Here is a 12,957-nt window from a genome sequence, read left to right as displayed (position 1 = left end):
GCACTCTAACCAGCGTGCTGAGCCGTCCGGGGTAAAGGCATTACTTCCCGGACCAGTCCTGCTTTTGCAGCAGGATTTCTTCGAAGGCAGTGGCGGCGGGATTCCGCAGCCGGGCCGGATGCCGCAACAGGGAGAAGCTGCGTACCGGCAGATCCAGGTTCGCACTGGCCAGCAGGCCAGCGCGCAGGTACGGCGCGGCGACCAGTTCCGACATGGCTGCGGCATAGGGACCGGCAAGTACTGCGCTGCGCACGGCTTCGTTCGACGGCAATTCAAGGGCAATGCGCAAGGCGAGACGGCGGGCACCGATAACTTTCAGTGCGGCCTCGAATTCGGAGCGCGTGCCGGAACCGGCCTCGCGCAAGACCCAGTGCCCGGTGCGCAAGACGGCAGCCGTGAGCTTCTGACCAGATGCCCAGGGATGGTCGGGCCGCACGACGACGACCATCCGGTCCTCGGCCACCACGCGGCATTGCAGGTTTTCTTCTTGCAGGGCGCCTTCGATCAAGCCAATGTCGGCGCTGCCTTGCACGACCGCACGAGTTACCTGTTCGGTATTGCCCAGATCAACCCGGAGCTCGATGGAAGGATGCAGGTCCTGGAAGCGCACCAGCAGCGGCGGCAGCCAGTAATTGGCGATGGTCTGGCTGGCATGGATGGTCAATGAGCCGCGCCGTAAGCCACCCAGCTCCGCAAGCACCGATTCCGCCGCGCGGCTGCTAGCCAGAACGCGCCTCGCCTCGTCCAGGAATGTCTTGCCGGCGTCGCTGATTTCGATGCCGCGGCCGACCCGATGGAAGAGCGCAACGCCGAAGCGTTCCTCCAGCGCCTTGATGGACGAACTGACGGCGGACGGCGTCAAGGACAGTGCCGATGCGGCGTGGGTCAGGTGCTGGCGCTCTGCGACGGCAACAAAGACACGGAGCTGCTCAAGGGTCATTGTTTAATTTAGATGAATGAAATATGAGAAATTATAAGATGGATCGAATGAATGGGAAAGCTGACAATCGCCTCATTGTTTTTGTCACGAACGGAGGTATGTATGCGTAATAAAGTATTGTCGGCCATCCCTGGCCTTGGCCTATGTGGCGCGGTGACGTTAGCCGCCTATCTGACCGAATGGATGGAGGCCAGGATCTTCGGGCGCGCCTGGCTGGAAAGCCTGGTGCTGGCGATCGTGATCGGCACTGCGGTGCGCTCGCTGCATCGCTTCCACCAGCGCTACGAAGCGGGCATCCGGGTTGGCGCCAAATTGCTGCTGGAGATTGCCGTCGTCCTGCTCGGGGCGGCAGTCAGCGCCAGCAATCTGCTGGAATACGGCCCGTGGCTGATCGCCGGCATCGCGGGGGTGGTCGTGATCGCAATCGTGGCCAGTTATGGGATTGGCCGCTGCGCCGGCTTGCCAAACAAGATGGCCCTGCTGATCGCGTGTGGCAATTCAATCTGCGGCAATTCGGCAATCGCGGCCGTGGCGCCGGTCATCGATGCCGACAGCAATGATGTCGCGGCTTCCATTGCATTCACCGCGGTCCTGGGCGTGGTGGTGGTACTCGGTTTGCCGCTCTTTGTGTCTCTGCTATCCTTCACTGCAGTCCAATACGGGGTTTTTGCTGGACTCACGGTCTACGCTGTGCCCCAGGTGCTGGCCGCTACCAACTGCATTTCCCCGGCTTGCGTGCACATCGGAACGCTGGTGAAACTGGTGCGCGTGCTGATGCTTGGTCCGGTTTGCGTGGTCCTGTCGCTGTTTGGCCTCGGCCAGGCGAAAGGCCGCCCGAGCTTGAATCACCTGGTGCCATGGTTTATCGTGGGTTTCCTGGTGATGCTGACGATGCGCTCGCTGGACCTGCTGCCGCAACTGCTGCTCGCCCCGGCTCACCATACCGCGAACTTCCTGACCATCATGTCGATGGCAGCGCTGGGACTTGGCGTCGATGTGCGCTCCGTGATGCGCGCAGGTCCGCGCGTTGCTGGAGTGGTGGTGGTCTCGCTCGCCGCGCTTGGGGTCGTAAGCTTCCTGTTGATCCGTATTTTAGGCATCTGATGCGCTGCCATGGCCGGTTCCCGAGGAAATGGCCTGCCAATTAATCTCGCATTTCGGGAACCGGCCGCTCCATGAGTTCAATCAATTCGCGCGCCGCTTTGCCCAGCGGCGTGGCGCTGCGCCAGACCAGATGCACCGGCAGCAGCAATTCGTTGCGGGTATTTTTGAAGTGCAGCCGCGTCAGCCGGCCTTGTTCCAGCAAACGGGTGATGCGGGACAAAGGAAAGTTGCCCCAGCCAAGCCCCAACTCGACCATTTGCAGGGCCAGGGGCAGGCTATCGGTGCGCCAATATGCCGCTGCCAGCAAAGGGCGCTTGTCGGTCATCGGCTGCTCACAGGCGGCGACAATGATTTGCCGCACGTTGACCAACTCCTGCAAGAAGACTGAGCCCGCCAAGCTGTGATGGGGGGAGATGGTCGCCACCAGCGATTCGCTTCCCACCCACAGGAATTGCTCGTCCGCTTTGACGTCGGGGCCACCGTACGCAAGGCAGACGGCGACGCGGCCACGGCGCAACAAGGCGAGCACCTCGTCCTGCGGCGCTTGCATCACTTCTATATCAAGCAAAGGATATCGTCGCGCCAGCACGGACATGGCCGCCATCAGGGAATTGCTGTCCAGATCGGCGGCGACTCCGATCGACAGCGTGCTTTCGAGGCCGCGCGCCAAGGCGACGGCGTGCGTGCGCAACTGCCTCAGCTGGTTGTGCACCAGCTTCGCCTGGGGCACCAGCGCCAGGGCGGCGGCCGTCGGACGCAATTCGCGCTGGCCGCGCTGGAACAGCTCGACTCCCAATTCGGCTTCCAGGTTGCCGACTGCCATGCTGACCGCGGAGGGGACACGCCGAAGCGCCCGCGCCGCGGCAGAGAACGAGCCGTGCTCGAGGACGGCCAGCAATAGTTCAACGTGATCGCTCGTCAGGTTCATATCCGACAGCTTATCAGAAAAACTGAAAGATGCTGACTTTGAGTGTCAGTATGACTGACGTATCTTTGCTGCAAGGCAGAGCGACCGTGCTGCCTTCACATGACTACAGAAAGCGAGAGTAAAAATGCAAGGTATCAAACGGAAACTGGTCTATGCGACTTCTTACGAATTGCTCGGCATGCTGATATCCGGTCTGGGGCTGGCTTGGCTGTCGGGGGGCGCACCCATTCATACAGGGCCTTTGTCGCTGATGATCAGCTTGATTGCAGTCGCTTGGAATATGGCCTACAACCTGTTATTCGAGCGATGGGAGGCATGCCAGGCACAACTGGCGCGCACGGTATGGCGTCGCGTGCTACATGCTGTGGGATTCCAACTTACCCTGATGCTCTACCTGATTCCGTTGATTGCCTGGTGGATGGCGATTACGCTATGGCAGGCGGTCCAGCTCGATTTTGCGCTAATGGTTGTTATCCCGGGCTACACATTCCTGTTCAATTGGACCTTCGATGCGCTCTTCGGCGCGCCGACTCAGCGGGGAACATCTGCGTGAGCTATGGCGGCACGGTGATGTTCTCCGGCATGGCTGCGGGCGGGGCGATGTCCATGGCTCTGGCGAAAGCCTCATCGCGATACTGATGCGCGACGAGCGTCCGTTCTACGGCAGTCCCTTGCGTATCGTGCAGGGCCTCGAATGCATCGAGGCGGACTGCTGGAAAGACCAGACCGCTGCGCGCGATTATTCAATGTGGCGCGGGGCACGCAGAGGCCCCGGGGTTCCGCGATGTTGGAGGACTGCTGGCGGGTTCGTGGCCCAGCGTCGCTACTGAATCAACTACTACCGATGACAATGGAAAAGATGCGGAAAATCTTGCCTGGGGAAGAATGCATTAGTGCCGCTGACATTGTGGCGCGGTTTGCGCGCGCGCGGCGGTTAGGTTCAACCTGGGCCGGATTCGATGCAATGGAGATCGCTCATGGAACACCAGTTCTATCGCGGGCTATTGCAAAGTTAAGCAAAGGACCGAGACTAAGCCGGTCGCAGGTGGCACTGTGGTGGGATCGAAGTAGGTTGCCCGGCGGCAAGGTATCGATGGGAAGGGGATGCTATAATTGCCGCTTAAATAGGCAGTACGGTAGCCAGTAGGGTAGCAGCGTTGTAAGTGCTTGATTTTAAAAGCGTGCGACGGCCTGCAAAGCCGTGTACGCCGGTTCGATTCCGGCCCTCGCCTCCAAAAGAATGAAGAATCCTCGCCTCGGCGGGGATTTTTCATTTGCGGCCTCGATTTTTGTGCAATTGGCACAGTTGGTGGAATTTCATGCAAAAGCCAGTCAAGACTCCCCGCGAAGCATTCAAGCTGATGATGGCCACGTGGCGTCGGGCTGCGCCTTTCTTCGCCAGTATTGAAGTCTGGCTGATGGTGCTGGTGGCCGCCATTACCGTTGGCGGTGTGTTCCTCGCTGCCATGGGCGATGCGCGCAGCGTGCTGGCAATCGGCTTGGCGGTGGGATACCTGGTGCTGCGCCCGGTACTGCACGCCAAAGGCATCCTTAGCTGGCCTTTTCTCTGAGGGGCGCTGCCGCGCCAAAGCGCTGCACCACGAACTCCACAAAGCTGGCCAGCTTGGGCGTCGACTGCCGGTCGCGCGGATAGATCAGGTGCATCGGGCGTGGCGTCGGCCAGTAAGCGCGCAGGATAGGCACCAGCCGGCCGGCGGCAATTTCGTCGGCCAGGACGGCGTCGGCCTGCATCACCAGGCCCAGGCCTGCGACTGCCGCCAGGCGCAAGGCTTCGCCATTGTTCGAGCGCATGCGGCAATGGGGTGAGGTGCTTTCTTCCGTACCGAGCTGACCGAGACGCCAGCGCGCATCATGGCGCCAGTGGGAGAAGTCCAGGCAGCGGTGCTGCGACAGTTCTCCGGGCGTGCGGGGCGTGCCATGGCGCGCCAGGTAGGCTGGTGCGGCGCAGACCATCATCTGCAAAGACGTCAGCGGCCGGGCCACCAGGGTGGAGTCCTTCAAGGGGCCGATGCGGATCGCGGCATCGAGGCCTTCTTCCACCAGGTCGGACAAACGGTTGGAGAGGTCGAGCTCGAGGTTGACCTCAGGATAGGTTTCCAGGTATTCCGCCATGGCCGGGGCCAGGCAGCGGCTGCCGAACGCCGCCGGCGCGCTGATCTTCAGCGTACCGCGCGGGACCGTGCGCATGGCGAGGGCGCCGCTCTCCGCCGCGTGCACCAGCTGCAGGATATGCCGGCATTGCTCGGCGTATTGCTGGCCGATCTCGCTAAGGCTTTGGCTGCGCGTGGTCCGGTGCAGCAGGCGCGCACCGACCAGTTGTTCCAGGGCGGCAATGTGCTTGCTGACCATGACGGTCGACATGTCGAGGGTTCGGGCTGCGGCACTGAAGCTGCCGGCATCCACCACGCGGACAAAAACCTCCATGCTGCGCATCTTGTCCATGCATTGTTAATCATGAGTTAAAGATGTTGTTAATTTTACGGTATTTTTAATCCCGGCTGCAGGAAGGATACTGGCGGCATGACAACCATGACTTTCTCCCTTTGGCTGGCGTTCCTCGCCATGGCTCTTGCCGCCACCTTCAGCCCAGGCCCTGCCGTGCTGTTGGCGGTTTCCACCACACTGACCTTGGGCGCACGCCGAACCGCGTACAGCTCCGCCGGCAACGCCGTCGGGGTATTCCTGGTCGCTTGCGTGGCCGTCGGCGGCATGGGCGTCTTGTTCAAGGCCTGGCCTGCGGCTTTTTCCGCCCTGAAGCTGGGCGGTGCCGCTTATCTCGCCTGGCTGGGCGTCAAGCAATGGCGCAATGCGGGGCAGGTTGGGGCGGCGGCCCTGGCAAGCGCGCCAGAAGGCAGCAGCCGCGGCGCGGTATTCCGGCGCGGCATGCTGGTCGCTTGCAGCAACCCCAAGGCGATCCTGTTCTTTGCCGCAGTGTTCCCGCAATTTATGCCGCCGGGCGAGATAGAGTTGGCGCGCTTCCTGTTGCTTAGCCTGACCTTTGTTGCGTGTACCCTGGTCGCGCACCTGAGCTATGTGCTGCTGGCTGCCACGGCAGGCTCACGGATCGTGTCCGGTCCACGGATGGCGATCCTGCAGCGCGGCACTGCCGTGTTGTTCATCAGCCTTGCGATCCTCCTGGCTTTCGAATGATAGCTGCCAAGGGCTGGCGTGGCGCAGCGCGCGATGCCAGCGCTTCCGAAATCCAATAAAGCAGTGCAGCGGCCGGGAAGGCGATGCCCGTCAACAGGGCGGCGCGCCAGCCGTGGCTTGCCAGCACCCAGGCGCCGGTCGCCGAGCCCAGGGCGCCGCCTGCGAAGAATAGCGCGAAATAGATGCCATTCAAGCGGCTGCGTACTTCGGCGCCCAGGGCAAACAAGGCGCGCTGCCCGAGCACAAGGTTGGCCGCCACTCCCATGTCGAGCACGATGGAGGCGATGACCAGCACGCCGATCGCAATGGCGCGCGAATCGGGCATCCACAGGGGCAGCGCAAAGCCGAGAATCCCGAGCAGGAGCGCCGCAGCTGTCGCCGGCAGCGTATAACCCTGGTCCGCCAGCTTCCCGGCGACAGGCGATGCCACTGCACCTGCCATGCCGACCAGCGCGAACAAGGCAATGCCTGTCTGTGACAGTTGGAAGCGTTCGCCTTCCAGCACCAGCGGCACGACCGTCCAGAACATGCTGAAGGCGCCAAACAGGCCAGCGTGATACGCGGCGCGGCGGCGCAGCACGGGCGTGTCGCGGAAAAGGTGCCACAGCGATCCAATCAGGCGGCCGTAGGAAAGCGTTGCGTCCGGAATGCGTTGCGGCAGCCGGGCGCGCAGTACGAAGGCCAGCATCGCGACCAGCACGGATGCAAGGGCGAACACTGCGCGCCAGCTGGCGTGATCGGCAATGAGGCTCGCCGCAGGCCGGGCCAGCATGATCCCCAGCAGCAGTCCGCTTACCACCTTGCCCACAGTCTGCCCTCGCGTCGATTCTTGCGACAGATGGGCGGCGAAGGGGAGCAGCACCTGGGCGGCCACCGAACCGAGACCGATGGCCAGCGAGGCGGCAAGGAACTGCGCGGCGTTGTGGCTCGCGGCCGCTGCGGCGAGAGCTGCAGCTGCGAAGAGCAGGGCGCAAAACACCAGTTTGCGGTTTTCCAGCAGGTCGCCAAGGGGGACCACGAACAGCAGGCCAAGCGCATAGCCGGCCTGGGTCAGGGTCACGATCAGGCCCGCCGCTGCGGGCGGCAGTCCGGTCGCTGCGCTGATAGGGCCGACCAGGGTTTGTGCGTAATACAGGCTGGCGACTATCAGTCCGCTGGCGCCGGCCAGCAGGGCCACCATGCTGCGTGAAATATCGTTCTTCATGTTGAAACTCCAGTAGTGGAAAGACTGAAGCCATTCTGCGGGATGCGGCCGCAAAGATAATTGGCCAACAAATAGCCTATACTTTTCACATTAAATGAACAATTGGAGTGCCATGGACCGCTTGAAAGCCATGCAAACCTTCGTCCGCATCGTGGAATCAAACAGCTACACCAAGGCGGCTGAAACGCTCGACTTGCCGCGCGCCGCGCTGACGGCAACCATCCAGAAGCTGGAAGCCTATCTCGGCACGCAATTGCTGCAGCGAACCACACGCACGCTTTCGCTGACCAGCGACGGCGCGGCCTACTTCCGGCATTGCCTGGCGATTCTCGCGGCGGTGGACGAAGCTGAAGCGCCATATCGAACCAGCGATGGCGCCGCGCCGCAGGGCAGGCTGCGCGTCGAGCTGGGCGGCGCGGTAGGGCGCAATGTGGTCTTGCCGCAGCTGGGGGAATTCTGTCGTGCCTATCCCGGCGTCGAGCTGGTACTCACGCTCAGCGACCGGCTGACAGACCTGGTCCGTGAAGGCGTCGATTGCGCCCTGCGCGTGGGCGAACTGCAGGACTCAGCCCTGATCGGGCGCCAGATCGGCACCATGCGCTTCGTGACCTGCGCGGCTCCTTCTTATCTCGCCGCGCGCGGCGTGCCGCGATCGCTGGAGGAACTGGCGCAGCACACGGCGATCCTGCACTACTCAGGCCGTACCGGCCGTGCCTTCGACTGGGCCTTCAACGATGCTGGCGGCGTGCGCAAGATCGATATGGCCGGCGCCCTCGCGACAAACGATGCGGAAGGCTATGTCACGCTCGGCCTGCAGGGGCTTGGCCTGGTGCAGACGGCTACCTACCTTGTCCGCAGCCACCTCGCCAGCGGCGCGCTGGTGCAGGTGTTGCACGACACGCCGCCGACTCCGATGCCTGTTTCATTGGTCTATCCCCAGGGCCGCATGGCGTCGCCCAAGCTGCAGGTATTCGCGCGCTGGCTGGAGGCCTTGTTCGAGGCCGAGCCGGACCTGCAGCGCGCAGCCGCGTGAGCCATTGTTGCGGTAGAGGAAGATTGATAATAGTATATTGTTGTTAAAATAATTCGAGCATCGGCGATGAAGGATCCGTATATCTCGCAAGACGCAAGAGAGAACTGGGGTAACCGGGTGCTGAACCTGGCGTCCATCTTCCTGCCCTGGCTGTTGATGGCGGCGATTGCGTCTGGCAGCGAAAAGCAGTTGGCGCCAACCGCCACGACATTGCTGCTCTTTGCCGTCTTCTTTGCCATGACCGTGGTAGGCGTCGCCATCGGCATGCATCGCTACTTCACGCACCATGCCTTCAAGACCAGTGGCTTCATCAAGGTCTGCCTGGGCGTGCTCGGGACCTGGGCGATGCAGGGCGATATCACGCGCTGGGTAGCCGATCATCGGCGCCACCATCGTTTCGCCGACAAACAATTCGATCCCCATTCGCCATGGTATTCCGACCGCGGCCCGATTCCGAATCGCCTGCACGGCTGGTTTCATGCGCATATGGGATGGATGATTTACGGGCGCGTGTCGCAGCCGGGGCGCTATGCCCCTGACTGCCTTGCCGACCGCAGCATCGCCGTCCTGTCCAGGTACTACTGGCCGATCGTCGCCCTGGGCCTGGTCCTGCCTGGAGCCTTCGGATATTTGCTTGGCGGCGAAGGCGAGATGGCCAGGTGCGTCTTCTGGGCTGGTGCTGCAAGGGTCGCCTTGCTGCACCAGTTGACCTGGTCGGTCAATTCCTTCGGCCACCTGTTTGGCCAGAAGGTGGCCGGCAGCGACAGCGAGGCGCGCGACAATATTTTCTTTGCCTTGCTCCTGCTGGGCGAGGGCTTGCACAGCCACCATCACTGGCGTCCTGCTTCTGCGATGAACGAGCCGAAGCATCTCGATGCTGGCGGATGGCTAATTCGCGGGTTCGAGAAGCTTGGGCTGGTTTGGCACCTTCGATAAGGCAATCGGCGCGCCGTGGCGCACGGCGGTCATCTCCGCCACGATGGCGACGGCGATTTCGGGCGGCGTATGGCTGCCGATGGGCAGGCCGATAGGCCCGTGCAGCCTTGCCAGTTCCTCCTGCGAAAAGTCGAAGTGGCGCGACAGCCGTTCGCGCCGTTTGGCGTCATTCGTGCGGGAGCCGACCGCGCCGACATAGAAGGCCGGCGAACGCAGGGCTTCCAGTAGCAGCATGTCGTCCAGCTTCGGGTCGTGCGTCAGCGCGACGACAGCGCAGCGCGAGTCCGCCTGCATGGACAGGAAGGCGTCATCGGGCATGGCGGTGAGCAGCCTGGTGCCGGCCACACGCCATTCGGCGCCGTACTCGTCGCGCGGTTCGCATATCGTGATGTCGTAGTCCAGTGCCTGCGCCATCTGGGCAAGGTAATAGGAAATCTGGCCGGCGCCGACGATGAACAGCCGCCATTGCGGGCCATGGACGGTGCGCAGGCGCTGGCCGTCCCAGCTCAACACGTCGCCGCGCTGTGCGCCAGCCAGGCTGGTGGCGCCGCGCGCCAGGTCCACTTCGCGCACGGCCAGCTCGCCGCGCTCCAGGCGCCGGGCCAGTTCGTCCAGCTGCGCGGCATCCGGCTGCGGTTCGACCACCAACTGCAGCGCGCCGCCGCAAGGCAGGCCAAAGCGCGCTGCCTCGTCCTGCGTGACGCCGTAGTCAAGGCTGAACGGCAGGCGGTCCCCAAGGCGGCCCTCGCGCATGCGGGCGATGATGTCGTCTTCGACGCAGCCACCCGACACCGAACCGATGGCCATGCCGTCGTCGCGTATCGCCAGCCAGGAGCCGGAGGGACGGGGCGCCGAGCCCCAGGTATGCGCCACGGTGATCAATGCGTAGCGCCGCCCTTCAGCCGCCCAGCGGCGGGCGGCTTCCAGCACCTGCAGGTCAACACTCTCCATCAGGCCTTCAGCTCCTCTGTACGGATCGGCAGGCTGCGCACCCGTTTGCCGGTTGCCGCGGCAAGCGCGTTCGCCAGGGCAGGCGCCAGCGGCGGCACGCCCGGTTCACCGATGCCGGTCGGCTTCTCGGCCGAGGGGACGATGTGCACTTCCACCTTGGGCATTTCGTTGATCCGGATTGGCGCGTAGTCGTGGAAGTTGGACTGTTCCACCACGCCGCCCTTCAGCGTGATGGCGCCATGCAGCGCCCCCGACAGCGCGAAGCCGACGCCGCCTTCGGCCTGCGCGCGCACCACGTCGGGATTGACGACCATGCCGCAGTCCACGGCGCACACCACGCGGTCGACACTGAAGCTGCCATCGGCATTCACTGTCACTTCAGCCACTTCGGCAACGAAGCTGCCGAAGGACTCATGAACGGCGATGCCGCGCCCGCGCCGGGTACCGGCCGCACCGGCCGGCAGCGGCTGGCCCCAGCCGGCCTTTTCCGCGGCGAGTTTCAGCACGCCCGCGTGGCGAGGATGCTTGCCGAGCAGCGCCAGGCGGTAGGCAACCGGGTCCTGCCCCGCGCTGCTGGCCAGTTCGTCGATAAAGGTCTCGGTGGAGTAAGCGGTGTGGGTCGAGCCGACCGAGCGCCACCAGAGCACCGGCACGCCAATATTGGTCGGCGTGTGCAGCTCGACGCGCAAGGCCGGGATGCCATACGGAAGATTGGCCGCACCCTCGACGGACACCGCATCAACGCCGTCCTTGATCATCATGCCGGCGAATGCCGTGCCGGCGATGATCGACTGGCCGACCAGGCGGTGGCGCCAGGCCGTCGGGCGGCCATCTTCACCCAGCGATGCTTCCAGTGCATGGTGGAAGGCAGGGCGGTAGTAGCCGGCTCGCATATCGTCTTCGCGCATCCAGACCATCTTGATCGGTGCGCGGGACTTGCTGGCCTTGGCGATCTGCACCGCCTCCAGCACGTAGTCCGCGTCCTTGCTGGCGCGGCGGCCGAAGCTGCCGCCGGCGTAGAGCATGTTGATCTTCACTTTTTCCGGCGGCAGGCCAAGCAGGGCGGCGACCGAAGGCTGGTCGATGGACTGGAACTGGGCGCCGTACCACAACTCGCACTCTCCTTCGCCGATGCGCACGACGCAGTTCAAGGGCTCCATCGCCGCATGTGCGAGATAGGGGAAGTCATAGGCGGCGCGCAGCACGCGGCCCGGGCGGGAGAGGGCAGCCTCGGCGTCGCCGGAACTGTGGGCCACCAGGCCAGGCTGCTGCGCCAGCGCGCGGAACTGCGCGAGAATTTCCTCGCTGTCCAATTTGAAGGCACGGGACTCATCCCAGTCGATCCTGAGCGCGTCGCGGCCTTTCTTTGCGCTCCAGGTATCGTGCGCCAGCACTGCCACGCCGGTCGGGATCTGCACCACGTCGACCACGCCCTTGACGGCCTTTGCCTTGCGCGCGTCAAATGACCTGACCGTGGCGCCAAAGCGCGGCGGGCGGGCGACTACGGCGGTCAACATGCCGGGCAGGTGCACGTCCTGGGTGAATTGGGCGCGGCCATTGACCTTGTCCGCGCTGTCCTTGCGCGGCGCATGCTTGCCGATCAGCTTGAAGTTTTCCGGTGATTTCAGCGGCACGTCGGCCGGCACCGGCAACAGTGCCGCGGCGGGCGCCAATTCGCCGAAGCCGGCCTTGCGCGCGCCGTGGCTGACGATGCCTTCGCTGACGCGGATCTCGCCGGCAGGGACTTTCCATTGCGCGGCGGCGGCCGATACCAGCATGGCTCGCGCGCTGGCGCCGGCTTTGCGCATCTGTTCCCAGGAGTTGGCCATGGCGGTACTGCCGCCCGTGCCCTGGACCGGTCCGAATGCCAGGTTGTTGTAGCGGCGCGCGTCAGCAGGCGCGCCTTCCACGCGCACCTGCGACCAGGCTGCGTCAAGTTCTTCCGCGACCAGCGTGGCAAGGCCGGTGTAGGCGCCCTGGCCCATTTCAACGTGCTTGGCGATGACGGTGACCGTGCCGTCCGTGCCAATGCGGACAAAGGCGTTTGGTTCGAATTCCGGTGCTGCGGCGGCAGCGGTTGCGGCTTGCGTGCCGGGCAGGTAGATTGCCAGCGTCAGGCCGGCGGCAGCCTGCACTGCGCTGCGCAGGAAGTCGCGGCGGCTGCCATTTTCAATGCGAGGGGACGTGATGTTCATGCCAGCTCCTGTGCGGCTTCGTGGATGGCGGCGCGGATGCGCACGTAGGTGGCGCAGCGGCAGATGTTGCCGGCCATGGCTGCGTCGATGTCAGCGTTCGATGGCTTGCGATTGCCTTCCAGCAGGGCGACAGCGCTCATGATCTGGCCGGACTGGCAGTAGCCGCACTGCACCACGTCCAGCTTTTTCCAGGCTTCCTGCACCACCTTGCCGATGCGCGCGCGGTCGACGCCTTCGATGGTGACGATTTTTTTCCCGACAGCGGCCGAAACGGGCGTGCTGCAGGAGCGGATCGGCGTGCCGTCCAGGTGCGCCGTGCAGGCGCCGCACAGGCCCATGCCGCAGCCGTACTTGGTGCCGGTCAGCTGCAGCTTGTCGCGCAGCACCCATAGCAATGGGGTGTCGGCGGCGACGTCAACGCGTGTCGTCGTGCCATTGATATTCAGTGTGATCATTCCGTACTCTCCGCTCATGTGGAAATGCAAGCTTGCATTC

13 protein-coding genes are annotated in these 12,957 nt (G+C 63.7%); 6 read left to right on the top strand and 7 right to left on the bottom strand.

The features are described from left to right. Positions 1-40: 40 nt before the first annotated feature. Positions 41-940, bottom strand: coding sequence for a LysR substrate-binding domain-containing protein (locus ACN9MY_RS20330; RefSeq protein WP_426162327.1), 900 nt, complete (start codon positions 938-940; stop codon positions 41-43). Positions 941-1,042: 102 nt separating this feature from the next. Here ACN9MY_RS20330 and ACN9MY_RS20325 point away from each other — a divergent pair, with 102 nt between their 5' ends. Beyond that, entirely contained in the window at positions 1,043-2,044 is a 1,002-nt protein-coding gene (locus tag ACN9MY_RS20325; protein WP_426162326.1) for a YeiH family protein, read from the top strand. Between the two features lie 40 nt (positions 2,045-2,084). Here ACN9MY_RS20325 and ACN9MY_RS20320 read toward each other — a convergent pair whose 3' ends face one another. Then, positions 2,085-2,972, bottom strand: a complete 888-nt coding sequence (locus ACN9MY_RS20320; protein ID WP_426336051.1) for a LysR family transcriptional regulator — start codon at positions 2,970-2,972, stop codon at positions 2,085-2,087. Between the two features lie 124 nt (positions 2,973-3,096). On the opposite strand from ACN9MY_RS20320, the gene ACN9MY_RS20315 reads away from it, so the two are divergent. Both ACN9MY_RS20315 and ACN9MY_RS20310 read left to right on the top strand, forming a co-directional pair. Next, entirely contained in the window at positions 3,097-3,525 is a 429-nt protein-coding gene (locus tag ACN9MY_RS20315; RefSeq protein WP_426162324.1) for a PACE efflux transporter, read from the top strand. Between the two features lie 766 nt (positions 3,526-4,291). Beyond that, positions 4,292-4,543, top strand: a complete 252-nt coding sequence (locus ACN9MY_RS20310; protein WP_426162323.1) for a hypothetical protein — start codon at positions 4,292-4,294, stop codon at positions 4,541-4,543. On the opposite strand, the gene ACN9MY_RS20305 is transcribed toward ACN9MY_RS20310, so the two are convergent. Continuing rightward, the gene (locus ACN9MY_RS20305; protein ID WP_426162322.1) at positions 4,524-5,435 is read right to left on the bottom strand and encodes a LysR family transcriptional regulator; all 912 of its coding nucleotides are present in this window, start codon (positions 5,433-5,435) and stop codon (positions 4,524-4,526) included. The genes ACN9MY_RS20310 and ACN9MY_RS20305 overlap by 20 nt on opposite strands. Positions 5,436-5,513: 78 nt before the next feature. On the opposite strand from ACN9MY_RS20305, the gene ACN9MY_RS20300 reads away from it, so the two are divergent. Further along, the gene (locus ACN9MY_RS20300; protein WP_426162320.1) at positions 5,514-6,143 is read left to right on the top strand and encodes a LysE family translocator; all 630 of its coding nucleotides are present in this window, start codon (positions 5,514-5,516) and stop codon (positions 6,141-6,143) included. Here the strand turns inward: ACN9MY_RS20300 and ACN9MY_RS20295 are convergent. Continuing rightward, on the bottom strand, positions 6,112-7,347 hold the full coding sequence (locus ACN9MY_RS20295; RefSeq protein ID WP_426318456.1) for an MFS transporter: 1,236 nt from the start codon (positions 7,345-7,347) through the stop codon (positions 6,112-6,114). The two genes, ACN9MY_RS20300 and ACN9MY_RS20295, sit on opposite strands and share 32 nt — an antisense overlap. A 112-nt stretch (positions 7,348-7,459) precedes the next feature. On the opposite strand from ACN9MY_RS20295, the gene ACN9MY_RS20290 reads away from it, so the two are divergent. After that, entirely contained in the window at positions 7,460-8,380 is a 921-nt protein-coding gene (locus tag ACN9MY_RS20290) for a LysR family transcriptional regulator (RefSeq protein ID WP_426162318.1), read from the top strand. Between the two features lie 66 nt (positions 8,381-8,446). Then, a complete protein-coding gene (locus tag ACN9MY_RS20285) occupies positions 8,447-9,316 on the top strand; it encodes an acyl-CoA desaturase (protein WP_426162317.1) in 870 nt (289 codons plus the stop codon). Here ACN9MY_RS20285 and ACN9MY_RS20280 read toward each other — a convergent pair. From ACN9MY_RS20280 to ACN9MY_RS20270, 3 genes are read right to left on the bottom strand one after another with little or no spacing between them, the layout of a single operon-like run. Further along, complete coding sequence (locus ACN9MY_RS20280; protein ID WP_426318455.1) at positions 9,269-10,267, bottom strand: XdhC family protein; 999 nt, start codon at positions 10,265-10,267, stop codon at positions 9,269-9,271. The two genes, ACN9MY_RS20285 and ACN9MY_RS20280, sit on opposite strands and share 48 nt — an antisense overlap. Then, positions 10,267-12,462: a molybdopterin cofactor-binding domain-containing protein gene (locus ACN9MY_RS20275; protein WP_426318454.1), complete on the bottom strand. Its 2,196-nt coding sequence runs from the start codon at positions 12,460-12,462 to the stop codon at positions 10,267-10,269. Before ACN9MY_RS20275 ends, ACN9MY_RS20280 begins: the two co-directional genes overlap by 1 nt. Then, positions 12,459-12,917: a (2Fe-2S)-binding protein gene (locus ACN9MY_RS20270; protein ID WP_426162314.1), complete on the bottom strand. Its 459-nt coding sequence runs from the start codon at positions 12,915-12,917 to the stop codon at positions 12,459-12,461. Before ACN9MY_RS20270 ends, ACN9MY_RS20275 begins: the two co-directional genes overlap by 4 nt. Positions 12,918-12,957 lie beyond the last annotated feature (40 nt).

This window comes from Pseudoduganella sp. R-31, from assembly GCF_049913235.1.
Taxonomy (GTDB): domain Bacteria; phylum Pseudomonadota; class Gammaproteobacteria; order Burkholderiales; family Burkholderiaceae_D; genus Rugamonas.
Note: the sequence above shows the minus strand (reverse complement) of the source record. Positions and strands in the feature narration are given on the sequence as shown.